Annotated in this window: 27 protein-coding genes, 3 pseudogenes and 1 riboswitch; of the genes and pseudogenes, 21 read left to right on the forward strand and 9 right to left on the reverse strand. The window is 74.8% G+C overall.

Annotated elements, in window-relative coordinates; genetic code table 11:
• Positions 1–23: 23 nt before the first annotated feature.
• Positions 24–1419, reverse strand: a pseudogene (locus tag ACL02O_RS27355) (acyl-CoA synthetase).
• Positions 1420–1645: 226 nt separating this feature from the next.
• Here ACL02O_RS27355 and ACL02O_RS27360 point away from each other — a divergent pair.
• Positions 1646–2239: a DUF2238 domain-containing protein gene (locus ACL02O_RS27360; protein ID WP_412821041.1), complete on the forward strand. Its 594-nt coding sequence runs from the start codon at positions 1646–1648 to the stop codon at positions 2237–2239.
• Between the two features lie 16 nt (positions 2240–2255).
• Here ACL02O_RS27360 and ACL02O_RS27365 read toward each other — a convergent pair whose 3' ends face one another.
• Entirely contained in the window at positions 2256–2423 is a 168-nt protein-coding gene (locus ACL02O_RS27365) for a hypothetical protein (protein ID WP_412821042.1), read from the reverse strand.
• A gap of 205 nt (positions 2424–2628) precedes the next feature.
• Here ACL02O_RS27365 and ACL02O_RS27370 point away from each other — a divergent pair, with 205 nt between their 5' ends.
• From ACL02O_RS27370 to ACL02O_RS27400, 7 genes are all read left to right on the forward strand, one after another.
• Entirely contained in the window at positions 2629–3009 is a 381-nt protein-coding gene (locus ACL02O_RS27370) for a DUF1622 domain-containing protein (RefSeq protein ID WP_412821043.1), read from the forward strand.
• Positions 3010–3016: 7 nt separating this feature from the next.
• On the forward strand, positions 3017–3553 hold the full coding sequence (locus ACL02O_RS27375) for a hypothetical protein (RefSeq protein ID WP_412821044.1): 537 nt from the start codon (positions 3017–3019) through the stop codon (positions 3551–3553).
• A 212-nt stretch (positions 3554–3765) separates the two neighbouring features.
• A complete protein-coding gene (locus ACL02O_RS27380; protein WP_412821045.1) occupies positions 3766–4167 on the forward strand; it encodes a TOBE domain-containing protein in 402 nt (133 codons plus the stop codon).
• Complete coding sequence (gene modA, locus ACL02O_RS27385) at positions 4164–4943, forward strand: molybdate ABC transporter substrate-binding protein (protein WP_412821046.1); 780 nt, start codon at positions 4164–4166, stop codon at positions 4941–4943. Before ACL02O_RS27380 ends, modA begins: the two co-directional genes overlap by 4 nt.
• Positions 4940–5740, forward strand: a complete 801-nt coding sequence (locus tag ACL02O_RS27390) for an ABC transporter permease (RefSeq protein ID WP_412821047.1) — start codon at positions 4940–4942, stop codon at positions 5738–5740. The genes modA and ACL02O_RS27390 overlap by 4 nt, the downstream gene beginning before the upstream one ends.
• On the forward strand, positions 5722–6798 hold the full coding sequence (locus ACL02O_RS27395) for an ABC transporter ATP-binding protein (RefSeq protein ID WP_412821065.1): 1077 nt from the start codon (positions 5722–5724) through the stop codon (positions 6796–6798). The genes ACL02O_RS27390 and ACL02O_RS27395 overlap by 19 nt, the downstream gene beginning before the upstream one ends.
• 95 nt (positions 6799–6893) lie before the next feature.
• Positions 6894–7184, forward strand: coding sequence for a hypothetical protein (locus ACL02O_RS27400; protein WP_412821066.1), 291 nt, complete (start codon positions 6894–6896; stop codon positions 7182–7184).
• Between the two features lie 149 nt (positions 7185–7333).
• Here the strand turns inward: ACL02O_RS27400 and ACL02O_RS27405 are convergent.
• Both ACL02O_RS27405 and ACL02O_RS27410 read right to left on the reverse strand, forming a co-directional pair.
• Positions 7334–9156, reverse strand: a pseudogene (locus ACL02O_RS27405) (sulfatase-like hydrolase/transferase); the annotation flags it as partial.
• Between the two features lie 135 nt (positions 9157–9291).
• Positions 9292–10026: pseudogene (locus ACL02O_RS27410) on the reverse strand (CDP-alcohol phosphatidyltransferase family protein); the annotation flags it as partial.
• Between the two features lie 92 nt (positions 10027–10118).
• Between ACL02O_RS27410 and ACL02O_RS27415 the strand changes: the two are divergent.
• From ACL02O_RS27415 to ACL02O_RS27445, 7 genes are all read left to right on the forward strand, one after another.
• Positions 10119–11096 (forward strand): MDR/zinc-dependent alcohol dehydrogenase-like family protein, encoded by a 978-nt coding sequence (locus ACL02O_RS27415; protein ID WP_412821048.1) that lies wholly within the window; start codon positions 10119–10121, stop codon positions 11094–11096.
• Between the two features lie 3 nt (positions 11097–11099).
• Positions 11100–11498 (forward strand): 6-pyruvoyl trahydropterin synthase family protein, encoded by a 399-nt coding sequence (locus ACL02O_RS27420; RefSeq protein WP_412821049.1) that lies wholly within the window; start codon positions 11100–11102, stop codon positions 11496–11498.
• Positions 11499–11503: 5 nt separating this feature from the next.
• Positions 11504–12541 carry a glycosyltransferase family 4 protein gene (locus ACL02O_RS27425; protein WP_412821050.1) on the forward strand — a complete coding sequence of 346 codons (1038 nt, stop codon included), beginning with the start codon at positions 11504–11506 and terminating at the stop codon, positions 12539–12541.
• On the forward strand, positions 12538–13347 hold the full coding sequence (locus ACL02O_RS27430; RefSeq protein ID WP_412821051.1) for an SAM-dependent methyltransferase: 810 nt from the start codon (positions 12538–12540) through the stop codon (positions 13345–13347). Before ACL02O_RS27425 ends, ACL02O_RS27430 begins: the two co-directional genes overlap by 4 nt.
• A gap of 212 nt (positions 13348–13559) precedes the next feature.
• On the forward strand, positions 13560–14462 hold the full coding sequence (locus tag ACL02O_RS27435; RefSeq protein ID WP_412821067.1) for a lysylphosphatidylglycerol synthase domain-containing protein: 903 nt from the start codon (positions 13560–13562) through the stop codon (positions 14460–14462).
• A 52-nt stretch (positions 14463–14514) separates the two neighbouring features.
• The gene (locus tag ACL02O_RS27440; protein ID WP_412821052.1) at positions 14515–15165 is read left to right on the forward strand and encodes a GTP cyclohydrolase II; all 651 of its coding nucleotides are present in this window, start codon (positions 14515–14517) and stop codon (positions 15163–15165) included.
• On the forward strand, positions 15162–15851 hold the full coding sequence (locus ACL02O_RS27445; RefSeq protein ID WP_412821053.1) for a RibD family protein: 690 nt from the start codon (positions 15162–15164) through the stop codon (positions 15849–15851). The genes ACL02O_RS27440 and ACL02O_RS27445 overlap by 4 nt, the downstream gene beginning before the upstream one ends.
• 16 nt (positions 15852–15867) lie before the next feature.
• On the opposite strand, the gene ACL02O_RS27450 is transcribed toward ACL02O_RS27445, so the two are convergent.
• The 4 genes from ACL02O_RS27450 to ACL02O_RS27465 form a co-directional block, all read right to left on the reverse strand.
• Entirely contained in the window at positions 15868–16611 is a 744-nt protein-coding gene (locus ACL02O_RS27450; RefSeq protein WP_412821054.1) for an amino acid ABC transporter ATP-binding protein, read from the reverse strand.
• On the reverse strand, positions 16608–17387 hold the full coding sequence (locus ACL02O_RS27455; RefSeq protein ID WP_412821055.1) for an amino acid ABC transporter permease: 780 nt from the start codon (positions 17385–17387) through the stop codon (positions 16608–16610). Before ACL02O_RS27455 ends, ACL02O_RS27450 begins: the two co-directional genes overlap by 4 nt.
• Positions 17388–17422: 35 nt before the next feature.
• On the reverse strand, positions 17423–18280 hold the full coding sequence (locus tag ACL02O_RS27460) for an ABC transporter substrate-binding protein (RefSeq protein ID WP_412821056.1): 858 nt from the start codon (positions 18278–18280) through the stop codon (positions 17423–17425).
• A 105-nt stretch (positions 18281–18385) separates the two neighbouring features.
• Entirely contained in the window at positions 18386–18517 is a 132-nt protein-coding gene (locus ACL02O_RS27465; RefSeq protein ID WP_412821057.1) for a hypothetical protein, read from the reverse strand.
• A 32-nt stretch (positions 18518–18549) separates the two neighbouring features.
• Positions 18550–18660, reverse strand: a riboswitch (SAM riboswitch).
• A 125-nt stretch (positions 18661–18785) separates the two neighbouring features.
• On the opposite strand from ACL02O_RS27465, the gene ACL02O_RS27470 reads away from it, so the two are divergent.
• From ACL02O_RS27470 to ACL02O_RS27480, 3 genes are all read left to right on the forward strand, one after another.
• Positions 18786–19361 (forward strand): PadR family transcriptional regulator, encoded by a 576-nt coding sequence (locus ACL02O_RS27470; protein WP_412821058.1) that lies wholly within the window; start codon positions 18786–18788, stop codon positions 19359–19361.
• Positions 19358–21079 (forward strand): acyl-CoA dehydrogenase family protein, encoded by a 1722-nt coding sequence (locus tag ACL02O_RS27475; RefSeq protein ID WP_412821059.1) that lies wholly within the window; start codon positions 19358–19360, stop codon positions 21077–21079. The genes ACL02O_RS27470 and ACL02O_RS27475 overlap by 4 nt, the downstream gene beginning before the upstream one ends.
• A gap of 244 nt (positions 21080–21323) precedes the next feature.
• A complete protein-coding gene (locus ACL02O_RS27480; protein WP_412821060.1) occupies positions 21324–21872 on the forward strand; it encodes a GNAT family N-acetyltransferase in 549 nt (182 codons plus the stop codon).
• Positions 21873–21916: 44 nt separating this feature from the next.
• Here the strand turns inward: ACL02O_RS27480 and ACL02O_RS27485 are convergent, their stop codons facing one another.
• Entirely contained in the window at positions 21917–22516 is a 600-nt protein-coding gene (locus ACL02O_RS27485; RefSeq protein ID WP_412821061.1) for a maltokinase N-terminal cap-like domain-containing protein, read from the reverse strand.
• A 64-nt stretch (positions 22517–22580) separates the two neighbouring features.
• Between ACL02O_RS27485 and ACL02O_RS27490 the strand changes: the two genes are divergently transcribed.
• From ACL02O_RS27490 to ACL02O_RS27500, 3 genes are all read left to right on the forward strand, one after another.
• Entirely contained in the window at positions 22581–22991 is a 411-nt protein-coding gene (locus ACL02O_RS27490) for a type II toxin-antitoxin system Phd/YefM family antitoxin (RefSeq protein ID WP_412821062.1), read from the forward strand.
• Between the two features lie 90 nt (positions 22992–23081).
• On the forward strand, positions 23082–24182 hold the full coding sequence (locus ACL02O_RS27495) for a transporter substrate-binding domain-containing protein (RefSeq protein WP_412821063.1): 1101 nt from the start codon (positions 23082–23084) through the stop codon (positions 24180–24182).
• Positions 24176–25159, forward strand: coding sequence for a hypothetical protein (locus ACL02O_RS27500; protein WP_412821064.1), 984 nt, complete (start codon positions 24176–24178; stop codon positions 25157–25159). Before ACL02O_RS27495 ends, ACL02O_RS27500 begins: the two co-directional genes overlap by 7 nt.
• The last annotated feature ends 13 nt before the right edge of the window (positions 25160–25172 follow it).

Consider the following 25172-nt stretch of genomic DNA (forward strand, 5'->3'; position numbering starts at 1 on the left):
CTGAGCGCTCGACCGCGCCGCCGTCAGCCCAGCCGGGACTTCTGCACCTTGCCGAGAGCGTTGCGGGGCAACGACTCCAAAGTGGATCCGCCGGGGACGCTTGTGGACGGCGAGCTGCCGTGCCACGAAATCGATCAGCTCGGGCTCGGCCGCGCCGTCGGCCACCACGTACGCCGTCACCCGCTGCCCGAGCTCGCCGTCCGGTACGCCGACCACCGCCGCCTCGCGTACCGCGGGGTGGGCCAGCAGCGCCTCCTCCACCTCACCGGCGCCGATCCGGAACCCGCCGCTCTTGATCAGGTCGGTGGAGGCCCGCCCCACGATCCGGTGCCGCCCGTCCGGGCCGATCGTCGCGACGTCCCCGGTCCGGAACCAGCCGCCGGCCAGCCACACCGCCGCGTCGGCGTCCGGGCGGCCGAGGTAGCCGTCGCACAGCGTCGGCCCGCGGACCAGCAGCTCACCCATTGCCGCGCCGTCGGCCGGCACCGCCCCGCCGTGCTCGTCGACCAGCCGGGTCTCCACCCCGGGCAGCGGCCAGCCCACCGTGCCCGCCAGCCGGGGCCGGTCCGCCCGCGCGCTCACCGTGATCAGCGTTTCGGTCATGCCCTACCGCTCCACCACCGGGTGGCCGGTGAGCGCGTACAGCCCGGCGAAGACCGTGGCGGACAGCGGTGCGCTCCCCGACACCAGCAGCCGGGCCCCGCGCAGCGCCCGAGCGGCGGACGGGTCGGCGCAGACCCGCGACCAGATCGTCGGCACCCCGAACAGCAGCGAGCCGCCGGCCGCCGCGTACCGCTCCGGCCGGGGCCGCCCCACGTGGTCGAGCCGGCCGCCGAGACGCAGCGGTCCCAGCACGCCCAGCACCAGTCCGTGTACGTGGAACAGCGGAAGCCCGTGCACCAGCAGGTCGTCCGGCGTCCAGGACCAGGCGTCCGCGAGACCGTCGAGGCAGGCGGCGATCGCCCGGCGGGACAGCAGCACACCCTTCGGCAGCCCGGTCGTCCCGCTGGTGTAGAGGATCAACGCCGGCCGGTCGTCCGCCGGCTCCGGGTGGCGGCTCGCCGAGCGGTCCCGCAGCGACACCGGCACCACCGGCAGGTCACCCGCCTCGCCCTCGGCGCCCTCCGCGCGCAGCACCGCCGCCACGGCGGAGTCCCGCAGGATGTGTGCGCGTTCCATCGGACCGGCGTCCGGCGGTACCGGCACCACCGTCACGTCCGCGAGCAGCGCCCCGACGACGCCCACCACCGTCTCCAGCGAGGCGGTCGCCTCCACCGCCACCCGTTCCAGCCCCCGGATCCGGTCGGCCACCGCCGACGCGCTCTCCAGCAGGTGGGTGCCGGAGGCCGCCCGGCCGGCGACCCGGACCGCGTCCGGGCGCGCGTCCGGCGCGTGCGACAGTGCGGTCAGCAGGGCCACGTGGCAGCCTCCCGTGCAGCGGACGCGCGGCCGGCGACCGGGCCGGACCGGAGCCCGACGGGCCCGGCCTGACCGTAACGGGGACCGGGACAGCGGCACCACCCCTAACGGGTACGGCGACCGCACGGCCCGCTGCTATCGTCGGCGTCCGGCCGGCGGCGGACCGGTCCGTCCATCCAGGAACAGGCGGTCACCGGTGGCCCGAGCACGCAACATCCTCCCGCAGGTGCTGCTGGGACTCGTGCTCGTCGCGCTGGTCGTCTCCGGCGTCCGGCCGTACGACCGGCTGACCTGGCTGCTGGAGACGATCTGGGTGATCGTCGGTGTGCCGGTGCTGCTGCTCACCTGGCGCCGGTTTCCGCTGACCACGCTGCTGTGCTGCCTGCTGGCACTGCATGCGTTGATCCTCGTCGCGGGCGGACACTGGAGCTATGCGCGGACCCCGCTCGGCGACTGGGTCCGGAACCTGTTCGACCTGTCCCGAAACCCGTACGACCGGCTCGGCCACTTCGCCCAGGGCTTCGTGCCGGCCGTCCTGGTACGGGAGATCCTGGTCCGCCGCTCACCGCTGCGGGGTAGTCGCTGGCTCGCCCCGCTGGTGGTCTGCGCGTGTCTGGCGTTCAGCGCCTTCTTCGAGTTGATCGAGTGGTGGGCCGCCCTGGCCAGCGGTTCGGCCGCCGATGACTTCCTGGCCACCCAGGGCGACGTCTGGGACACCCAGTGGGACATGTTCCTCGCGCTGGTGGGTGCCGTAGCCTCACTCGCCCTGCTCAGCCGGCTGCACGACCGCGAACTGTCAGCGCTACCGCCGACCGGGTAGAACTCTGCGAGCCGGCTCACTCGTCGCCGACGGTCTCCGTCTCGCCGTCGTGCTGGAACTGAGCGGCCAGGTGCTCGTCGGGCTGCGGGGCCTGCGCCACTGTGTGGTGCGGATCCCCGTCGGGGGAGTAGAGCACGTCGTCGGTCTTGCGGCTCTTCTCCTGCTTCTCCTCGGGCTCCGTCACGTCGGGCTCCTCGTCGTCGCTGTCGCCGTGCCGGCCCGCCGTACCTACCCGGCGGCCCCGGCGTACCCCCACCCTAGGCAGCCGTGCTCCGGCCCCGCAGGCGTTCGCCGGCGGTCATTCCGACCCGGTACCGCCGAAACGGCCCGTCCGGTGGCCGGATACGGCATCGTGGGCGTGGCGGCCGGACCGGGTACGGGGGTGACGGGTGCCGACCAAGGAGATCATCCAGCGGATCGGGGCGCTGCTGGACCTGGCCGGGGTGCTGGTCATCGCGCTCGGCGTCGCCGTCGCCACGGTGGTCTTCCTGCTGCGCTCGTGGCGCACCCGGCAGGTGGTCGACCACTACCGGGCGTACCGGCAGGGTGTCGGCCGGGCCATCCTGCTGGGGCTGGAGTTCCTGGTCGGTGGCGACATCATCCGTACCGTGGCGGTCTCGCCGACCTTCACCAGCGTCGGGGTGCTGGCCCTGATCGTGCTGGTCCGGACCTTCCTCAGCTTCTCCCTGGAGGTGGAGCTGGACGGCCGTTGGCCGTGGCAGGGCAAGGGAACGGCGGGCGGCCCGAGGGTCGGGGCCGGACCGCGATAACCCCCGGGTGTCCGTCGAGCAGCACCCGCCCGTCGACCCGGCGGAGGCGGCCGGGTTCGGGCCGGCGGACCGGGCGAGCCTGGCCGGGCTGCGCTGGTTCCAGCGGCGGATGGGGTCGTACCAGCACGTGCAGGCCCAGCAGCCGCAGACCCTCGGGTATGCGCTGCACGACTCGCCGGTGGGGCTGCTCGCCTGGAACAGCCAGGTGATGGGGGATCTCGACCCGGACACCCTGCTCACCCACGTGTCGATCCACTGGTTCTCCGGCACCGCCGGCTGCGCGCCGCGGATCTACGCCGAGCACGAGCGGCAGGAGCCGCCGTCCGGGCCGACCACCGTCCCGCTCGCGCTCGCCCAGTTCCCGGACGACGCCCACGCCATCCGCCGGTACGCGGAGCGCGACCACGCGGCCATCGTCTCCTGGCGGGAGCACGACCGGGGTGGGCACTACGCCGCCCACCAGGCCCCGGACCTGCTGGTGGCGGACCTCCGCCGGTTCTTCGGCGGGCTGCGGGAGCGGTGGGCGGGCGGTCAGGCCCGGTAGGCCAGCCGGCCTGGGCCGGGATGGCGGTCGGCGCGGTCCTGGTGTCGGCGTCCACCATCGTGATGGCGCTCAACGCGCAACTGCTGGGTTGGGTACGCCTCACACCGGGGCTGGGCTGACCGCATCTGCGGCCCTTATCCGCGCCAGGGCATCGCTGGTGCAAGGTGTAGGAGCCCTTCCGGGTTGCATCTGCGGACCGCTAGGGTGGCCGGGTGACGGTGTTCCGGATCGGTGAGGCCGCCGAACTGCTCGGGGTCAGCGCGGACACGGTCCGCCGCTGGGTCGATGCGGGGCGGCTGCCGGCGGCCCGCGACGAGCACGGCCACCGGGTCGTCGACGGGGTCGACCTGGCCGCGTTCGTCCGCGCCCCGGGGCACCCGGAGCTGTCGTCCGCCCGTAACCGGTTGCGCGGCATCGTCACCGCCGTCGTCAAGGACACCGTCATGGCCCAGGTCGACATCCAGGCCGGGCCGTTCCGGATCGTCTCGCTGATGAGCCGCGAGGCGGTCGACGAACTCGACCTGCAGGTCGGCGCGGTGGCTGTCGCCGTGATCAAGTCGACCACCGTGGTGGTCGAGCGCGCTCCCGCCCCGAAGGGAAGGACCACCCCGTGACCGCACGGTGGATCCGCGCCGTCCTCGCCGGGGCGGCCGCGTTGACCCTCGGCCTGGCCGGCTGCGGCGACGACGGGGCCGCCACGGAGGGCGGCGGCCGGGTGACCGTGTTCGCCGCCGCCTCGCTCACCGAGCCTTTCACCAGGCTGGGCAGGGACTTCGAGGCCGCGCACCCGGGCACCACCGTCACCTTCAACTTCGCCGGCAGCTCAGGGCTCGCCACCCAGATCACCCAGGGCGCCCCGGCCGACGTGTTCGCCGCCGCCTCACCGGCCACCATGCGAACCGTCACCGATGCGGGCGACGCCGCCGGCACCCCGGCCATCCTGGTCCGCAACCAGCTCGTCATCGCCGTGCCCAGGGGCAATCCGGCCGAGGTCGCCGGCCTGGCAGACCTGGCCCGGCCCGGGGTGAAGGTGGCGCTCTGCGCCGAGCAGGTCCCGTGCGGCGCGGCGGCGAGCAGAGCCCTCGACGCGGCCGGTGTCCGGCTCACCCCGGCCACCCTGGAACAGGACGTCAAGGGCGCGCTGGCCAAGGTGCGGCTCGGCGAGGTCGACGCCGCCCTGGTCTACCGCACCGACGTCCGGGCCACCGCCGGCGAGCTGGCCGCCGTCGAGTTCCCCGAGTCCACGCGGGCGGTCAACGACTATCCGATCGTCGTGCTGAAGCATGCCGGCAACCCGGACGGCGCGCGGGCCTTCGTCGACTACGTCCGGTCCGACGCGGGCCGGGCGGTGCTCACCGCCGCCGGCTTCCAACCCCCGCAGGACCGGTGACCCGGCCCACCGCGCCCCGGCAGCGGGCGCCGCTGGCCCTGCTGGTCCCCGCCGGCCTCGGGCTGCTCTTTCTCGTCCTGCCGCTGGTCGGGCTGCTGGCCCGGGCGCCGTGGAGCACCCTGCCCCGACGGATGGCGGAGCCGGGCGTGCGCACCGCGTTGCGGCTGTCGCTGGAGACCGCCACCCTCGCCACAGTGCTCTGCGTGGTGCTCGGCGTACCGCTGGCGTGGCTGCTCGCCCGGGTCGAGTTCCCCGGCCGGCGGCTGGTGCGCGCCCTGGTCACCGTGCCGCTGGTGCTGCCCCCGGTGGTCGGCGGGGTGGCGCTGCTGCTGGTTTTCGGCCGTCGCGGGCTGCTCGGGTCCTGGCTGGACACCGCCTTCGGGGTCACCCTGCCGTTCAGCACCGCCGGAGTGGTGCTCGCCGAGGCGTTCGTGGCCATGCCGTTCCTGGTCATCGCCGTCGAGGGGGCGTTACGCGGAGCCGACCGGCGGTACGAGGAGGCGGCGGCCACCCTCGGCGCCGGACGCTGGACCACCTTCACCCGCGTCACCCTGCCGCTGGTCGCCCCCGGCGTCGCGGCGGGCGCGGTGCTCTGCTGGGCCCGCGCGCTCGGCGAGTTCGGCGCGACCATCACCTTCGCCGGCAACTATCCCGGCCGCACCCAGACCATGCCGCTCGCCGTCTACCTGGCTCTGGAGAGCGACCTCCGGGCCGCGATCGTGCTCAGCCTCATCCTGCTCACCGTCTCGGTCGCCATCCTCGCCGGGCTGCGCGACCGCTGGGTCGGCACGCCGTGACCGCCCCGCCGCTGCTCGACGCGCACCTGGTCGCCGACCGGGGCGCCTTCCACCTTGACATCCGGCTGCGGATCGCCGCCGGGGAGGTGGTCGCGCTGCTCGGCCCGAACGGGGCCGGCAAGACCACCGCGCTGCGTACCCTGGCCGGGCTGCACCCGCTGACCGCGGGCCACCTCACCCTCGCCCGCGTGGACCTGGACCGGCCCGACCGGGGGGCCCGGGTCCCGCCGGAACGGCGGCCGGTCGGCGTGGTCTTCCAGGACTACCTGCTCTTCCCGCACCTCAGCGCGCTGGACAACGTCGCCTTCGGGCCGCGTCGGCACGGCGCCGACCGGCGAGCGGCGCGGGCCCGGGCGCAGGGCTGGCTGGACCGGGTGGGCCTGGGCGAGCGGGCCTGGGACAAGCCCCGGCAGCTCTCCGGCGGGCAGGCGCAGCGGGTCGCGCTGGCCCGGGCGCTCGCCGTCGAACCCACCCTGCTGCTGCTCGACGAGCCCCTGGCCGCGCTCGACGCCGCCACCCGGCTGGACACCCGCGCTGAACTCCAGCGGCACCTGGGCGAGCACTCCGGGGCCACCCTGCTGGTCACCCACGACCCGCTGGACGCCCTGGTGCTCGCCGACCGGCTGGTCATCGTCGAGCACGGCCGGGTGGTCCAGGAGGGCGATGCGGCCGCCGTCACCGCCCGGCCGCGCACCGACTACGTGGCCCGGCTGGTCGGCCTCAACCTGCACCGGGGACGCGCCGACGGGCACGCCGTCACGGTCGGCGGGCTCACCCTCACCACCGCGGACACCGTGCACGGGGCGGCCTTCGTCGCCTTCCCGCCGGCCGCCGTGGCGCTGCACCGGGACCGCCCCGACGGCAGCCCGCGCAACGTCTGGCCGGCCACCGTCGCAGGCGTGCAGCGGCACGGCGACAACCTGCGCGTCCAGCTCGACGGGCCGGTCCCCGTCGCGGCCGACGTCACGCCCGCCGCGGCCGCCCACCTGGGGTTGCGCCCCGGCCAGCCGGTCTGGGCGGCGGTGAAGGCGGCCGAGACCCGCGCGTATCCGGCGTGACGGACACCTCTGGACGCTCGTTGATACGTGAGAAAGGTTTGACCTGGCTCCGTCCGGTCATCGAACAGGGGGAGCGACGAGGAGAGGGGAACGGGGTGCCCGACACGACCCACATCCGGTCCAGCCACGAGGTGGTCCTGCCGGACGACGTGACCGACCCGCTGCTCTGGCGGGCGGCGTACGACGTGGCCGCCGCGCACGAGCCCGACGAGACGGGCCGCTGTCCCAGCCTGCTCTGCGGCGGCCGCGCCGCGCCCTGCGACACCCTGATCGACGCCCGCCGCGCGATGCTCCTGGCCCGCGCCGACGCCTCGGCCGAGCGCCCGTCCCCCGGCGGCGACGCCGCGACCCCGCGACCCCGCTCCCGCCGCCGCAAGGCCGCCTGACCATCCCGCCGCTCCACCCACCGGCGCGGGCCGCCCGCGCCGGTGGCGCGAGCCGCGCAACTTCGGGGAAAGTGCTGCCTCCCGCTCGCCGCGAGGCAGCACTTTTCGGGAGAATTGTGCGGATCGGTGTGTGGCACGACCGGACCGGGCGGAGGCCGGGTCAGTGGCCGGGGGGCGGGCCGAAGGCGGTGAGGAAGCGGTCCCGGAAGGCGTCCATCCGCCATACCGGGGCCCCCGGGCCGGGGCGCAGGCCGTCCTGCCAGCCCCAGCCGGTGATCCGGTCCAGCACCTTCGGGTCCTTCGCCACGATGGTGATCGGCACGTCCCGGCCGGCGCCCTCGCCCGTCACCGTCGCGGCCGGCTGATGGTCGCCGAGGAAGACCAGCACCAGGTCGTCCCCGCCGTAGGTCAGCACGTACGACACCAGGGTGCCCAGCGTGTACCGGATGGAGTGCGCGTAGTCGGCGCGGATCTGCCCGCCGTCGCGCTGCACCACGTCCCGGCTGCCCCCGGTACGGATGGACGCCTCGTCGAAGATCGACCCGTCGCCGACCGCGTCCCACGGCACCGGCTCCGGAATGGCCGACCAGGGGGAGTGGCTGGACACCAGCGGGATCTCCGCCATGATCGGAGCGTGCGGCCGGGCCCGTTCCAGGCGCTGGAAGGTGGCCAGGGTGTACTGGTCCGGCATCGGCGCGTAGCTGAACTTCGGCCCGCGGTAGCCGAGCCGCTTGGCGTCGTAGTACCGGTCGTAGCCGAAGAACTTCCCCTCCGGCCACGGCTGGGTGGCCGCCGGCAGCACGCCGATCGTCTGCCAGCCGGCCCGGCGGAACGCCCCGTTGAGGGTGAGCCGGTCCCCGGCCAGCAGGTCCCGGTGCCGTTGGTTGTTGTCGATCCACAGGCCGGAGAGCAGGGTGGCGTGGGCCAGCCAGCTGCCGCCGCCGAAGGTGGGCGAGGTGAGAAATCCGCTGCGGGCGTCGTACCCGGCGGCGCGCAGCCGGCGATAGCCGTCGTCGAGCACCGCGTCCACGCCGGGCGACAGCTCGGGATCCTCCACGGCGTCCCGGCCGTAGCTCTCCACGAACGCGACCAGCACGTCCTTGCCGCGCAGCCCGGTCAGCAGCCGGTCGCCCGGCACGTTCCGGTACGCGTCGGCGGCGGCCTCCCCGGCGAACACCTCGCGATCGCGCAGCCCGGCGCGGATCTGCCCGGCGTGCGCGGCCACCAGTGCCGTCGCCTCCCGGTCGGCGATCGGCACGCCGGCCGTGAGCCGTACCCCGAAGAGGGCGCAGCCCAGCCAGAGCACGGCGAGGGCGGCGACCACCCGCGCCGACGTGCGACGGTGCCGGCCGAGCAGCCGGGTTAGCCGCAGCACCGCCAAGGTCACCAGCACCGGCAGGCCGACGGCGGCCAGCAGCGCCCCGGCCGCGGCGGCGATCGCGCCGGCCCGGCCCGTCGAGTCGGTGAGGTAGCCGAACCCGTCGTCGAACAGCCCCCAGTCGAGCAGCACGTCGAACGGCCGGTCCCGGGCCACGAAGAAGCCCAGGTCCAGCAGCTTCAGCACGATGAGCAGGCCGAGCAGCAGCCCCGCCAGCGCGGCGACGGGCCGGCGTACCCGGGGCGGGAGGACGAGCAGCAGCGCCGCCGCGACCGGTACCTCCACCGGGATCCGCGGCACGGCGGCGGGCCCGATCCGGGCCGGATCGTCGGGCAGCACGAGCGCCGCCACCACCAGCAGCGCGGCGAGCCCGGTGAGACCGGCGGCGGCGATCCGCCGACCCCGCGACGGCTGCGCCGCGGGGGCCGGCCGCGCGCACCCGTCCCGCGCCGCCGTCCGGTCGGTCGGGGTGGCGGTGGCCCCGGCCGTCGACCCTGTCCCGGCCGGCGTCGCCGGTGCGGCCGGCCCGGGGGCGGTGGGTTCGCCGGCCGGGGCGGTCGCGGACGGTCGGCGGAGGCGGGCGAGGAGTGACACGGGGGCATCCTTCGGCTGGGGTTGAGGGGGTCAGACGGGCTGGTGGGCGGCGACCCCGGCGGCGGCCGGTGCCGGCCGGGCCGCCGGGCCGGCCGGCTCGGCGGCCCGGCCGGTCGGCTCGAGAACGAGGCGGTTCGGCCGCGTACCGACCCGCACGACGAAGCTGGTCGGGGCCGCCGGCGCGGGGCGGTGCCGCCACAGCCAGGCGACGTCGTGGCCGAACGACTCGACCAGCAGGGCCAGCGCGCCCGCCACCAGCACCGTGGCGGCCACCGGCGGCAGCAGCCCGCTCGCCGCCACCGTCAGCAGCACGCCCTGAGCGGCGGCGACCACCTTGCGCCAGTGCCGTGGTGGCAGGGGGTGCCGCAGCCAGGGCAGCACCCAGCTCGCCGCGACGAAGGCGTACCGCATCCCGCCGATGGTCAGGACCCAGCCGCCGACGGACGGCGCGAGGTGGACGCTGAGCACGAGGATCAGGAACGCGTCGACCTCCATGTCGAAGCGTGCGCCCAGCGGACTGGCCGTGCCGGTGTGCCGGGCGACCCGCCCGTCGACCGCGTCCAGGGCGAGCGCCACGCCGGTCAGCGGCACCAGCACCGCCACCGGCGCCGGCCCGGATCCGGTGGACGCGACCAGGGCCAGTACCCCGCCGACCAGCAGCGCCCGGGCCAGGGTCACCCGGTCTGCGGGGCCGAGCCGGTCCGCGCCGGCCGCCCGGAGGCCGCGCCGGAGCAGGCCACCGAGCACCACCGCGTACGCCAGGCCGGCGAGCCAGCCCGCCGCGCCGAGCCCCACCGTGCCGGCGAGCCCGCCGAGCAGGAGGATCTGGACGGTCAGCCCGACCAATGGGCCATTTCGAACCGTGGACACCCTGCCTCCGTGTCTATGATCGACAACCCTGCCACCAGACACGGGAAAAGTGTCCGTTCGGTTCGGTCCGAAGCGGCGGAAGAGGAGAATTTGTGACCCGCGACGCCCGCGCCTTCTGGCTCCGCGCCCCCGGCGAGGGTGAGCTGCGTCCGGTCGACCTCCCGCCGCCCGGCCCGGACGAGGTGCTGGTCCGGACCCGGTTCTCCGGGGTCAGCCGGGGCACCGAGACCCTCGTCTTCGCCGGCCGGGTCCCCGCCGACCAGCACGCCGCGATGCGGGCCCCGTACCAGGAGGGCGACTTCCCCGCCCCGGTGAAGTACGGCTACCTCAGCGTCGGCACGGTCGAGGCGGGACCGGACGCGCTGCTCGGCCGAACCGTCTTCTGCCTGTACCCCCACCAGAGCGCGTACGTCGTCCCGGCCGACGCCGTGGTGGTCGTGCCCGAGCGGGTGCCGGCCGCCCGGGCGGTGCTCGCCGGCACGGTGGAGACCGCGGTGAACGCGCTCTGGGACGCCGCACCGCTGGTCGGCGACCGGGTGACCGTGATCGGCGGCGGCATGGTCGGCTGCTGCGTCGCCGCCCTGCTCGCCGGCTTCCCCGGCGTGCGGGTCGAACTGGTCGACGCGGACCCGGCGCGGGCCGGGGTGGCCGCCGCACTCGGCGTCGACTTCGCCCTCCCCGCCGACGCGGTCGGCGAGCGGGACATGGTGGTGCACGCCAGCGCCACCGCCGCCGGCCTGCAACGCGGCCTGGACCTGCTCCGCCCCGAGGGCACCGTGCTGGAGCTGAGCTGGTACGGCGACCGGCCGGTCATCCTCGCCCTGGGCGGGGCGTTCCACTCCCGGCGGCTGACCATCCGCAGCAGCCAGGTCGGCACGGTCTCGCCCCGGCGGGCCGACCGCAGCTACGCCGACCGGCTGGCGCTCGCCCTGGACCTGCTCGCCGATCCGGCGTTCGACGCGCTGCTCACCGGCCGGTCCCGCTTCGCCGACCTGCCCGATGTGCTGGCCCGGCTCGCCTCGGGCCGGCTGTCCGCGCTCTGCCACCTCATCACCTACGACGAGGAGTGATCCGTGTTCAGCGTGACCGTCCGGGACCACATGATGGTCGCCCACAGCTTCCGCGGCGAGGTGTTCGGCCCGGCCCAGCGGCTGCACGGCGCCACCTTCGTCGTCGACGCCACCTTCCGCCGGCCGGACCTCGACGCCGACGGGATCGTGGTCGACATCGGCCTGGCCACCGCGCAGCTCAAGGCCGTCCTCGGCGACCTCAACTACCGCAACCTGGACGAGGAGCCGGCCTTCGCCGGGACGAACACCACCACCGAGGTGCTGTGCCGGACCGTCGCCGACCGGCTCGCCGAGGCGGTGCACGCGGGACGTCTCGGCGACGGGGCGCGCGGCCTCGCCGGGATCACCGTCACCCTGCACGAGTCGCACGTCGCCTGGGCCAGCTACGAGCGGTCCCTGTAGCCCGGATGAACGCCGTCCACGTGGTGCTGCCGGGCGACATCGACGACCCGGCCACCCCCAGCGGCGGCAACGCGTACGACCGGCGGGCCTGCCAGGGCCTGGCCGCGCTCGGCTGGACCGTGCGCGAGCACCCGGTGCCCGGCGGCTGGCCGCACCCGGGGCCGGGGGAGCGGGCCGCCCTCGCCGGAGTGCTCGCCGCGCTGCCCGACGACGCCCTCGTCCTGCTCGACGGCCTGGTCGCGTCGACCGTGCCGGAGGTGCTCGCCCCGCACGCCCGGCGGCTGCGCCTGGTGGTGCTCGTGCACCTGCCGCTGGACGACGCGGCCGAGGCCCGGACGCTGGCGGTGGCGGCCGGTGTCGTCGCCACCAGCGGGTGGACCCGGCGGTGGCTGCTCGACCGGTACGCGCTGCCGCCCGACCGGGTGTCGGTTGCCGCGCCCGGGGTGACGGCCGCGCCGGTCGCCCCCGGCACGCCGGCGGGCACCCGGCTGCTCTGCGTCGCGGCGGTCACCCCGCTCAAGGGGCACGACGTGCTCGCCACCGCCCTGGCCGCGGTCGCCGACCTCGACTGGACCTGCGACTGGGTCGGCGCGCTCACCCGGGACCCGGGCTTCGTCCGCCGGCTGCGTCGTCGGCTCGCCGACGCCGGCCTGGCCGACCGGGTACGCCTGCCCGGCCCCCTCGTCGGGGCCGCGCTCGACGCCGCATACGACGCCACCGACCTGCTGGTCCTGCCGTCCCGGCGGGAGACCTACGGCATGGTGGTGACCGAGGCCCTCGCTCGGGGGATGCCGGTGCTCGGCAGCGACACCGGCGGCCTGCCCGAGACGCTCGGGCAGGCCCCGGACGGCACCCGACCCGGGCTGCTGGTGCCGCCCGGCGACCCCGACGCGCTGGCCGGCGCGCTGCGCCGCTGGCTGACCCGCCCGCCGCTGCGGGCCCGGCTGCGGCATGCCGCCCGGCAGCGGCGGGACACCCTCACCGACTGGACGGTCACCACCGACCGGCTGGCGGCGGCCCTGAAGGAGGCGACGGTGGCATGACCACGCAGCTACCCCCGGACTTCGCCGACTGGCTGCGGCTGCGCGAGCCGGCCGACGCGTCGGCCCGCTCGGTGGAGCTGGCCGACGCGCTCCGCCGCCGGATCCCCGCCGGCCGGCCCCTGGTCGTGCACGATCTGGGCAGCGGCACCGGTTCGATGGCCCGCTGGCTCGCGCCGCGGCTGCCCGGGCCGCAGCACTGGGTGCTGCACGAGCGGGACGCCGAGCTGCGCCGGCTCGCCACCGTCGAGCCGGTGCACGCCGCCGACGGCAGCCCGGTCAGCGTGGCCACCCGGGGCTCCGACATCACCCGGCTGACCGCCGCCGACCTGGCCGAAGCCCACCTGGTCACCGCGTCCGCGCTGCTGGACATGCTCACCGCCGAGGAGATCGAGCGGATGGTCGCGGCCTGCGCCGGCCACCCCACGCTGTTCGCGATCTCGGTGCTCGGCCAGGCCGGGTTCACCCCGGCCGATCCGCTCGACGCCGAGTTCGAGGCCGCGTTCAACGCCCACCAGCGGCGCACCGTCGCCGGCCGGAGCCTGCTCGGCCCGGACGCCGTGGACGCCGCCGTGGCGGCCTTCCGCCGTCGGGGGGTGCCGGTCGAGGTCCGGTCCAGCCCGTGGCGGCTCGGGCCGGAGCAGGCCGCGCTGACCGCCGAATGGCTGACCGGCTGGCTCGACGCCGCCGTCGAGGAGCGGCCCGAACTGGCCGGCGTGGCCGGGGCGTACCGGGAACGGCGGCGGGCGGAGGCGGCGGCCGGCCGGCTGCGGGTGGTGCTGCAGCACGCCGATCTGCTCGCCGGGTGAACCGCAGGGCGTCCTCGCACGTGACATCCGGTGGACCAAGGGAGGACCAGTTGTCACACGCCACCGTCGCCGCGCCCGCCGCCGCCGCGCTCGTCGTTCCGGCCCGGCCCGCCGCGTTCGTCGCGCCGGTCGCCCGCGCCGGGTCGGGCACGCCCTCGGGCCCCGCCGCGCCGGCCCGCTCGCCCTGGGCGTGGGTCCGCGTCCTCGGCGGGCTGGGTGTTCTCGCCGCCCTGGTCTGGCGGGTGGGCACCGCCCCGTTCCTCGCCGGGCTGCGACTGATCGACGCGCCGGCCCTCACCGCCGCGCTCGCTATCGGTGCGCTCACCACCGTCTGCTGCGCCTGGCGCTGGTCCCTCGTGGCCGGCGGGCTGGGCGTACGGCTGCCGCTGGGCACCGCCGTCGCGCACTGCTACCGGGCGGTGTTCCTGAACTCCACCCTCCCCGGCGGGGTGCTCGGTGACGTGCACCGCGCGGTCCGGCACGGCCGGGACGCCGGGGACGTCGCCCGGGGGGTCCGGGCCGTGGTCTGGGAGCGGACCGCCGGTCAGCTGGTCCAGCTGGTGATCGCGTTGGTGGTGCTGGCGGCGCTGCCCTCGCCGGTCCGGCCGCACCTGCCGGCGCTGCTCGCCGGGCTGGCCGTGGTCGCGGCCGGGGTGGCGCTGGCCGCCGCGGCGCTGCCCCGCTGCGGGGCCTCCCGCTTGGCGCGGGTGACGCGGACGGCGGTGGCGGACGTCCGGGCCGGGTTGCTCGCCCGCCGTACCTGGCTGGGTGTGGCGACGGCCTCCGCCGTGGTGGTCGCCGGCCACCTGGCCACCTTCGTCGTCGCGGCGCGCACCGCGGGCGTCGACGCGCCGCTGTCGCGGCTGCTGCCGCTGACCCTGCTGGCCCTGCTCGCGATGGGGCTGCCCGCGAACGTGGCCGGCTTCGGGCCGCGCGAGGGGGTCGCCGCCTGGGCGTTCGCCGCCGCCGGCCTGACCGCCGCCCAGGGGGTCGCCGCCGCCACCGTGTACGGGGCGTTGGTGCTGGTCGCCAGCCTGCCCGGGGCGGCGGTCCTGGTGTGCCGCCGGCCGCCTTCCCGGCTGTCGGGCGACTGTCGGTGGTCCCGCCTACGGTGAGGGTGCGAGGTGTGCGTTGCCGGCCCGCCCGGCAGCCCCGGACGGAGGAAACATGGACGAAACGCTGCCCACCGCAACGGTCCGGACCCAGGTCACGGTGCCGCTGCGCTTCCCCGACGGGTACGTCACCACCGCCCGGGTGCACTCCTTCCACGGCCTGGTGGACGGCCGGGAGCACCTCGCGTTCGGGCTCGGTGACCGGGGTGCCGCGGACCGGTCCCACCCCGACCTGACCCCGCCGCTGGTCCGCCCGCACAGCGAGTGCCTCACCGGGGACGTCTTCGGCAGCCAGCGTTGCGACTGCGGGCCGCAACTGCGGGAGGCGGTCGAGCGGATCGCCGAGGCCGGTGGATACCTGCTCTACCTGCGCCAGGAGGGCCGGGGCATCGGCCTGTACGCCAAGCTGGAGGCGTACGCCCTGCAGGACGGCGGGCTGGATACGTACGAGGCGAACGAGGCGCTGGGCCGGGGCGCCGACGAGCGGGACTACACGGTGGCCGCGCAGATGCTCGCCGCGCTGGGCGTGACCCGGGTGGCCCTGCTCAGCAACAACCCGGACAAGGCCGACCAGCTCGACCGGCTGGGCGTGACGGTGGTCGACCGGGTGCCCACCGGGGTGCACCTGTCCCCGGCCAACGCCGGCTACCTCGCGGCCAAGGTGACCCGCGCCGACCACGCCCTCGACCTGCCGTTCGTGCCATGACCGCCCGGCCGTACGTGCTGCTCAGCTGCGCGATGTCGATCGACGGCTACATCGACGACGCGTCCAGCGCACGGCTGCTGCTCTCCAACGACTCCGACCTCGACCGGGTCGACGAGGTCCGGGCCGCCGCCGACGCGATCCTGGTCGGTGCCGCCACCGTGCGGCGGGACGACCCGCGGCTGCTGGTGCGCTCCGCGCGGCGGCGCGCCGACCGGGTGGCGCGCGGCCTGCCGCCGTCCCCGGTGAAGGTCACCGTCACCGGCAGCGGGGACCTCGACCCGACCACCCGGTTCTTCACCTTCGGCGACGGGGCGAAGCTGGTCTACTGCCCGAGCGGCGCGGTGGAGAAGACCCGCGAGCAGGTGGGCGAGGTGGCGACCGTGGTCGACGGCGGTGAGCCGCTCACCCCGGCGGTGGTGGTCGACGACCTGGCCGGCCGGGGCGTCCGCCGGTTGATGGTGGAGGGTGGGGGCAGCCTGCACTGCCAGTTCCTCACCGCCGGCCTCGCCGACGAGCTGCATCTGGTGGTCGCGCCGTTCTTCGTCGGGGACTGCCGGGCACCCCGATTCGTCGGGGACGGCCGCTTCCCGTGGCACCCGGGCCGGCGCGCCCGGGTGGTCGAGGTCCGCCAGATCGACGACGTCGTGCTCACCCGCTACGCCCTCTCCGACCGCTGCGACGGGTAGCGGCAGCGGTGGCGGGTCAGAGCACCTGGGACAGGAAACGCCGCAGCCGTGGATGCTCCGGCGACTCGAAGACGGCGGCCGGTTCGCCGGCCTCCAGCACCACGCCGGCGTCCATGAAGGCCACCGTGTCGGCGACCTCGCGGGCGAACCCCATCTCGTGGGTGACCACCACCATGGTCATGCCGGCGGCGGAGAGGTCGGCCATCACCCCGAGTACGCCCTTGACCAGCTCGGGGTCGAGCGCCGAGGTGGCCTCGTCGAAGAGCATCACCTGCGGGCGCAGGGCCAGCGCCCGGGCGATCGCCACCCGCTGCTGCTGGCCGCCGGAGAGGTGCCCCGGCCGGGCGTCGGCCCTGCCGGCCAGCCCGACCAGGTCGAGCTGCTCGCGGGCGATCCGCACCGCCTCCTCCTCGGGCAGCTTCTTCAGCTTGCGCAGGGCGAGGGTGATGTTGCGCAGCACGGTCAGGTGCGGGAAGAGGTTGAACTGCTGGAACACCATGCCGACCCGCCGGCGCAGCGCGTCGGGGCCTTCGCCCAGCACGCTGCGCCCGTCCAGCAGCACGTCGCCGCGGTCCGGCTCGATCAGCCGGTTGACGGTGCGCAGCAGGGTGGACTTGCCGGAGCCGGAGGGCCCGATCACGCAGGCGGTGGCGCCCCGGGCCACGTCCAGGTCGACGCCGCGCAGCACCCGGTGCGCGCCGAAGGCCAGGTGGACGTCGCGGACGGCGAGGCTGACCGAGGTGGCGCTGGTGGTGCTCATTTCGGGTCCTTCCCGGTCGGTGCCGCCGCGCCGGCGGGCGTGAGGTCGGGGTCGGGATCGGGGGCGGCGACCGCCCGGCCCTGGCGCAGCCGGCGGTCGATCCGGTTGACCGCGTGGGTCAGCGGCACGGTCAGCGCCAGGTAGCACAGGCCGGCCAGCAGCAGCGCGGACTCGTTGCCGGTGGTGGCCGCGTGGTCCTGGCCGATCCGGAACAGCTCCCGCTGGCTGGCCACCAGGCCGAGGAAGTAGACCAGGCTGGAGTCCTTGATCAGGGCGATCAGCTGGTTCACCCAGGCCGGCAGCACCCGGCGTACCCCCTGCGGAACGACGACCAGGCGCATCGCCTCGCCCCAGGAGAAGCCGAGCGTGCGGGCACCTTCCAGTTGGGCTGCCTCGACGCTCTGGATGCCGGCGCGGAAGATCTCCCCGAGGTAGGCGGCGGCGATCAGCGACAGGGCCAGCACGCCGAGCGGGTAGGGGTCGGGGCCCCACACCCGCATGCCCAGCGGCGCCAGGCCGACGCCGATGAGCAGGATGGTCGCCGCCGCCGGCAGGCCGCGGAACACGTCCGTGTAGACCCGGGCCGGCCACCGCAACCAGCGGGTACGCGAGATGCCCGCGATCGCCAGCAGCAGGCCCAGCACCGAGCCGAGCAGGGCGGCGGAGATCGCCAGGATCAGCGTGTTGGGCAGCCCGACGGTCAGCATCTCGGGCAGCGCCTGCCGCATCGAGTCCCAGTCGAAAAAGGTTTCCCAGAGGGTGCTCAGTGGATCCATGGCTCCGTCCGCCCTGCTCGTCTGCGTTGTCGCGGTCAGGAGGCCGCCGACGCCGAGGCTGCCGGCGCACTCCCGCTGCCCGGTGTGAAGTCGGCCGGGATCGGCCGGCCCGGGTAGTACTGCGCCTGCAGCCGGCTCCAGGTGCCGTCGGCGATCACCTCGTCGAGGCCCCTGTTCAGCGCCTCGCGCAGCTTGTCGTTCCCCTTGGCCACCGCGTAGGCGGTCGGGGCCGGGCTGAGTTGCTTGGCGGCCACCCTGATCCGGCCGTTGCTGTCGGCGGCGGACTTGTCGCCGATCTCGGCGGGGGCGATCCACGCGTCGGCGGTGCCGGCCTTGAGCTGGTTGATCGCGCCGTTGTAGTCGGGCACCCGGACCGGGTTCAGGTTCTGCTTCGTGGCGTAGTCGTCCTGCACGGTGCCCTGCACGACCACCACCCGCTTGCCGGTGAGCCGGTCGAAGCCGGTGATCGACGAGCCGGCCGGCACGTCGAGCCCGAAGTAGCCGAAGTCGTAGCCGTTGCCGAAGTCGACGGTCTTCCGTCGTGCCTCGGTGATGGTGATGGACGAGCTGCCCACGTCGAACTTGTGGTTGTTGACCTGGGACAGCAGGGCCGAGAAGTCGGTGCCGACGAACTCCACCCGCAGCCCCACCTTGGCGGCGACCGCGCTGAGCAGGTCGTTGTCGAAGCCGGTGAACTTGCCGTTCTTCAGGTAGACGTTCGGCGGGGCGTCGGTGAGCGTGCCGGCCCGGATGACGCCGGGCCGGAGCAGGTTGTACGGGTTGTCGGCCTCGCCGGTGGAGCCGTTGTCGCCGCAGCCGGTGAGCGCGGTGACGGCGAGCACGGCGGCGGCGCCGAGCGCGGCGAAGCGGGTCAACGTGGTTCGGATGCGCACGGTTTTCTCCAGAGTGGACGGTGGCGCGGGCGCGCGCCGATGACGGCGCCGCCGGACATGGGGCGGAGCCGCGAGGGGTGGATCGGGGAAGGAGGGGAGTGGCGCTCAGCGTGCGCCGAAGCGACGACAGGCGTCGCCGCACACCCGCATCAGGTCGACGTGCCGGCGCTTGACCAGCGCGAAGCGCGCCGGGTACGCGACGATGTCGACGGGTGGGGTGCGGAAGTGAGCAGACATGGTTCCCCCTGGTCGTTGCTGACCTGGGCACCAGGCCACGCTTGCGCCGGCGGCTGCCGGCGCCTGGTCCTCACCCGGGGCACCCCACCGCGGAGGAGGGTTGCCGGCCAGCGAGCCGGGGCTTGGCGCTGGCGCTCATGACCTGCCGAGAAGGCTAGCAGCAGCGCCGCCCTCGAAGTCCAGCCGTTATGACCACCCTCACGCGGCGTCCCTCACCACCCCGTCGCGGGTGTTGCTATGCAACGAGTTGCATAGCAAGATGGCCGGCATGTCGCTGGACCACGCCATCCTCGTCTCGCTGCTGGAGCAGCCCGCCTCCGGCTACGAGCTGGCCCGGCGCTTCGACCGCTCGATCGGCCGCTTCTGGACCGCAACCCACCAGCAGATCTACCGGGTGCTCAGGCGGATGGAGAGCGACGACTGGATCACCGCCGAGGAGGTCGGCCAGGAGGGTCTGCCCGACAAGAAGGTCTGGTCGGTCGGCCCCGCCGGACGTGCCGCCCTGGTCACCTGGCTGCGCGCCCCGGTGCAGCCGGAGGCGGTCCGGCACGAGCTGGCCGTCAAGATCCGCGGCGCCGCGTTCGACGACGCGGACGGCCGCGCCGCCCTGGTCGCCGAGGTCGAGCGCTACCGCGCCGACCACGCGGCCACCCTCGCCGGCTACCTGGCCGGCGAGCGCCGCGACTTTCCGGACCCCACCGCCCTGGACGCCCGGGGATCGCTCCAGCACGTCGTGCTGCGCGGCGGCATCGCCTACGAGCGGATGGTGCTGGCATGGCTCGACGACGTCCTCGCCACCCTCCGCGCCCTCGATCCCTCCACCATCAGGAAGGCGAACCCGTGACCGATCCGCTGCTGTTCCACCCGCCCACCTACGACCCCGCGCACCTCGACGAGACCTCCCGGCGGCTGCTGCGCGCCACCGTGGACTGGTTCGAGCAGCGCGGCAAGCGGGCCCTCGTCGAGAGCTACAACCACCACGAGTGGTACGCCGACTTCCTCGACTTCGCCGCCAAGGAGGGCCTCTTCGCCACCTTCCTCACTCCGGCCGCCGACGCGGCCGGCGACCCGGAAAAGCGCTGGGACACCGCCCGCAACGCCGCGCTCAGCGAGATCCTCGGCTTCTACGGCCTCGGCTACTGGTACGCCTGGCAGGTCACCGTGCTCGGCCTCGGGCCGGTCTGGCAAAGTGAAAACGCCGAGGCCCGGGCCCGCGCCGCCGCGCTGCTCGACGAGGGACACGTGATGGCCTTCGGCCTCTCCGAGCGGACGCACGGCGCCGACATCTACTCCACCGACATGCTGCTCACCCCCGACGGGGAGGGCGGCTTGCGGGCCACCGGCGGCAAGTACTACATCGGCAACGGCAATGTCGCCGGACTGGTCTCCGTGTTCGGCCGCCGCGCCGACGTCGAGGGCCCCGACGGCTACGTCTTCTTCGCCGCCGACAGCCGCCACCCCGCGTACCGCCTCGTGCGCAACGTGGTCAACGCGCAGATGTACGTCAGCGAGTTCCGGCTGGAGGACTACCCCGTGCGCGCCGAGGACGTGCTGCACACCGGGCAGTCCGCCTTCGACGCCGCGCTGAACACCGTCAACGTCGGCAAGTTCAACCTGTGCACCGCCTCCATCGGCATCTGCGAGCACGCCATCTACGAGGCGGTCACCCACGCCCACCACCGCGTGCTCTACGGCCGGCGGGTCACCGACTTCCCGCACGTGCGGCGTGAGCTGACCGACGCGTACGCCCGGCTCGTGGCGATGAAGCTGTTCAGCGACCGGGCGGTCGACTACTTCCGCACGGCCGGCCCGGACGACCGGCGGTACCTGCTGTTCAACCCGATGACCAAGATGAAGGTCACCACCGAGGGCGAGAAGGTCATCGACCTGCTCTGGGACGTCATCGCCGCCAAGGGCTTCGAGGCGGACACCTACTTCGACAAGGCCGCGAAGGACATCCGCGGTCTGCCGAAGCTGGAGGGGACGGTGCACGTCAACCTGGCGCTGATCCTCAAGTTCATGCCGAACTACCTGTTCCGGCCGGCCGAACACCCACCGGTGCCGACCCGCCACGACAGGTCCGACGACGAGTTCCTCTTCCGGCAGGGCCCGGCCCGCGGACTCGGCGCGATCCGCTTCCACGACTGGCGCACCCCGTACGACGCGCACGCCCACCTGCCCAACGTCGCCCGGTTCCGGGAGCAGGCCGACGGGCTGTGCGAGCTGCTCGCCGCGCACGCCCCGGACGAGACCCAGCAGCGGGACCTGGACTTCCTGCTCACCCTCGGCCAGCTTTTCGCGCTGGTCGTCTACGGCCAGCTGATCCTGGAACAGGCAGAGCTGACCGGCCTGGACGCCGACCTGCTCGACGAGATCTTCGACCTGCTCGTGCGGGACTTCTCCGGCTACGCCACCGAACTGCACGGCAAGGTGGCGACCAGCGACGAGCAGGCCGCCTGGGCGCTCGCCCACGTCCGCCGTCCGGTCGCCGACGTGGACCGCACCGCCCGGGTCTGGGCGCGGGTCGTCGCCCTGGCCGGCGCGTACGAGATGAATCCCTGACCGACTCCACCGACTGCCTGTTCTTCACCACGCTACGAACTTGATGCCGTGGACGGATCACCTCGGCGCGAGCACCGATCCGTTCACGTCATCAACTTCGTAGGCGCAGACAAGGGACCGGCTGTCCGGCCCGGACGACCGGCCCGACCCCGCCGCGCCCGGCCGCGCCCCGGCCGGTGCGGCGGCCAGCCGGCGGGCCTCGGTCACCAGCGGCTCCCGACCCCGGCCTGCTAGGTTCCCTCGGGTGTTCTCTCTTTCCCTGACCGACGACGCCGAGCTGCGCCCGCTCGAGCCGTGGCACGCCGACCAGTTCCTGGCCAACCTCGACCGGTGCCGGGAGCACATCTCCCCCTGGGTGGGCGCGTCCTTCGTGGCCACCGACGCCGAGTCCGCCCGCAGGGTCCTGCAGGCATACGCCGACCGGTGGGCGCGCGATGACGGCGGGATCTGGGGGATCTGGCAGCGCGGCACCCTGGTCGGCGGGGTGCTGTTCGTCTCCTTGAGCACCACCACCGGTGTCTGCGAGGCCGGGTGCTGGCTGGAGCCGGCGGCTGAGGGGCGGGGCCTGGTCACCCGCGCCGCCCGCGTGATCATCGACTGGGCGATCCGGGATCGTGGCATCCACCGGGTGGAGTGGGTGACCAAGGCCGGCAACGAGCGCAGCATCGCCGTGGCACGGCGGTTGGGCATGAGCCGCGACGGTGTGCTCCGCGAGGTCGCCCCCGGGCCGGACGGCCGGGCCGACATGGAGGTCTGGTCGGTGCTTGCCCCGGAGTGGAAGCCCGAGGGGTAGGCGCGCGAGCCGGGGCGCCCCGGCGGCTCCGGAGCCGGTGGCGCTCAGTGCGCGGTGCCGGACGCCGGCCGCAGCACCGCCAGGCATCCGTGCACCGGCGCCGAGTCCGGGCCGTCCGGGTGCCAGTTGCCGGTCACCACGCCGAGCGCCGTCGGGTCGGCCGGCTCCTCGCCGGCGGTGAGCACCCGCCGCAGCTCGATCCGGACCGAGTCCGGCGACAGGGGGCCGGCGGTGCGCCGCCGGCCGCGCGCTTCGGCCGGCCCGACGCCCCGCTTCCCGCTCGGCTCGGAGACCCCCCCGGTCGCCACCAGCCGCAGCACCTCGCCGATCCAGACCGGGTCGGCGGTGGCGTCGTTGATCCAGCGGGTGCCGAGGACGCTGTGCTCGGCGGTGGCCACCAGCGCCGCGTCGTCGAGCGGGGCGTCCCGGTAGGTCAACGGCACCTGGTACAGCGTGGATCCGTCCCGCAGCAGGTGGGTCTCCAGACCCACCGCGCCGGCCGGATCCGCGAAGCGGAAGTATCCCACCGGGGTCAACTCCGGGACGCCGGTGCCGCGGTACCACGGCTGCCGGGCCACCCAGCCCGGCAGGAAGTCGTCGAAGTACGGGGTGAGCGTCGCGCCGCGGTGAATGATGATCGCCACCGTGCGACCCTAACCCGCGGCGGCGGGGCGGGGTTCTGTCGTACCCGGACGTCAACATGTGTCCATGGCTGCCCCCGTACTGGCCGACCGGTCCCCCCAGCCGCGCGCCCTGCCGCTGCGCGAGGTCCGCACCCGGCTCACCCAGCTCGTCGCCCTCGCCGAGCTGACCGACACCGTCACCGTCGTCACCCGCGACGGCGACCCCCGCCCGATCGCCGCGATCGTGCCCGCCCCGGCCGCCCGGACGGCGGCGCAGACCCGGGCCGACGCCGAGCGGCTCGCCGCGATCAGCGCCGGCTGGTCCCGCCGGCTGGAGGAGTTGCACCGGCAGAGCAGCCGGCGGCACGCGGCCGAGCGGCGGGCGCTCACCGACGCCCTCGCCGAGGTCTGGGCCGAGCTCGACCGGCGCGCCCCGGCCGGCGACCCGGCGCTCGCCCGGCTCCGCGCCGCCCACGCCGACCTGCTGCGCGACTGACCCCATCGGGCCGCCGACCGGTCCGACGACGGCCTGTACCCGATCCGCCACAATGGAGCCCGCGCAGCGGACGGAGGCGGGAGGGCGGACGTGAGCCAGATCAGCGAGACGGGTACTCCGGAGCCGGTCGTCACTCCGCGCGGCGTACACCGGTTCCGGCAGCTCCGGCTGTCGGTGCTGGTGGTGGTGCTGGTGGTGTTGGTCGCCGCGGTGGTCGGCGTGACCACCGCCACCGGGCCGCCCACCCTGGCCGAGCTGCGCAGCCGGGCCGGCCTGGACGGCAAGAAGGAACTGCTGATCGGGGTCAAGGACGACCAGCCCGGCGTCTCCCAGCTGATGGCGGACGGCAGCTACCGCGGCTTCGACATCGACATCGCGTACATGATCGCCGGTGATCTGGGGTTCAAGCGCCGGCAGGTGCGGTTCCTGCCGATCGAGAGCGAGGACCGGGCGCGCCGACAGGCGTACGACGGCACGAAGTTCCTCACCGTCGACCTCGTGGTCGCCTCGTACAGCATCACCCCGCAGCGTCGGGAGCAGGGCGTCAACTTCTCCGAGTCGTACCTGACCACCGAGCAGTCGGTGATCACGCTACGCAGCTACCCCGGCCGGATCGACGGGCTCGGCGACCTGCGCGGACGTCGGGTCTGCACGCTGGCCACCTCCACCGCCGAGCCGCGGCTGGCGGCCTACGGCGCCGTGGCCAGCGGCAAGAACCGGATCAGCGAGTGCGTGCAGGCGTTGTACGACGGCACCGTCGACGCGGTGGAGAGCGACGCCGCCATCCTCGCCGGTTTCGTGGCGCCGCAGGCCCCCGACGCGATGCCGAAGAATCCCCTGCGCGGCGCGAAACCACTGCGGCACTGGGACATCGGCGAAGACCAGGACGAGCGGTGGGGCGTGAACACCGGGCCGAACCCCGCCATGAAGGAGCTCGTGGACTGGTCCCTCTACCAGGCGCGGACCCGGCCGGGCCGGGACGCCTGGGACGCCGCGTTCGAGGCGAACCTGGCCCGGGAGCAGCCGGTCAACCGGCCGCAGCAGGTGGCGGTGGGGCAGCAGCCGGAGTGTCGAAAGGTGAAGGTACGCCAGTGGCCGTGGGAGTCGATGGTCCTCGTCCCCTCGCAGACCGCCCGTCGGGTGGCCCGGCGCGGCGGTCGGGCGCGCGGCAGGGGCAGCAGTGGGTGTTGACCCTGCTGCCGGCGTTCCCGGTCCTGCTGCTGGTGCTGCGGCTGTGGCAGCTCAGCCGGCAGGACATGCCGACCATGCTGCTGCTCGTGCAGTACGTCAGCCCGCTCGGTCTGCTCAGTGCGCTGCTGATCGCGCTGGTCTGGGCGTTTCCGCTGGCAGTGCTCGGCACCGCCGTGCTCGGCTCGGTGCTCCGGGTCAGCGCGCCGGAGCGGTTCGACCCGGACCGGTCGCTGCTGGCGTACGTGACCGCGCGGACCCCCGGCTGGGTGCTCGCCGGGGCGTCGGTGCTGGCGGCGCTCACCTGGCAGATGCGTTTCCTGCCGGCGCTGCTGATGATCGTCCTCTGGCTGATCGGGCTGCGGGTGCGACATCGGCAGCCGGACCGGGCGGATCTGCTGCTCGCCCTCGGCCTGGTGCTGCCGCTGCTGGCCGGCATCGCCGCGTACCTCTGGCTGGCTCCGGCGATCGGCTCGGCGCTGCGGCACGGTGAGCCGGCCACGGCGGCGTTGCTGGGGGTGCCGCCGGCGGCGGCCGTGGTGCTCACCGGGCCGATTCCGCGCCGGTCCGCGCCGCTGCTGACCCAGCTCGCGTCCTACCTGGTGGCCGCGGTGGTGCCACTGGTGGCCGCCAGCGTGTTCCTGCGGGTGCCGTTGCTGCCGTCGGTGGCCGTCGAGGTCGGTCCGCCGCCGCCGGCGGCCGCCGTGGAGGTGGTGTCCGGCCAGGCGATCACCGTGACCGACCGGATGACCATCCTGCTGGACGGGCACAGTCGGGTCCGGTTCGTCCCCAACGAGCAGGTCCGGGCGCAGATCCTCTGCCCCGGCCCGGAGCGGGTGCCGGTCAGCGAGGTCACCGTGCACGGCTGGCCGGTCGAGCAGACCGCGCTGGACTGGATGATGCCCCGGCAACGTCCCGAGCCGGTGGACGGCCGGTGCTCCGGCCGGCTGGAGGTGCCGCCCGGGACGGCCGGTTCCTGATGGCCGACGCGGG

This window comes from Micromonospora mangrovicola, assembly GCF_047200535.1.
GTDB lineage: Bacteria > Actinomycetota > Actinomycetes > Mycobacteriales > Micromonosporaceae > Micromonospora.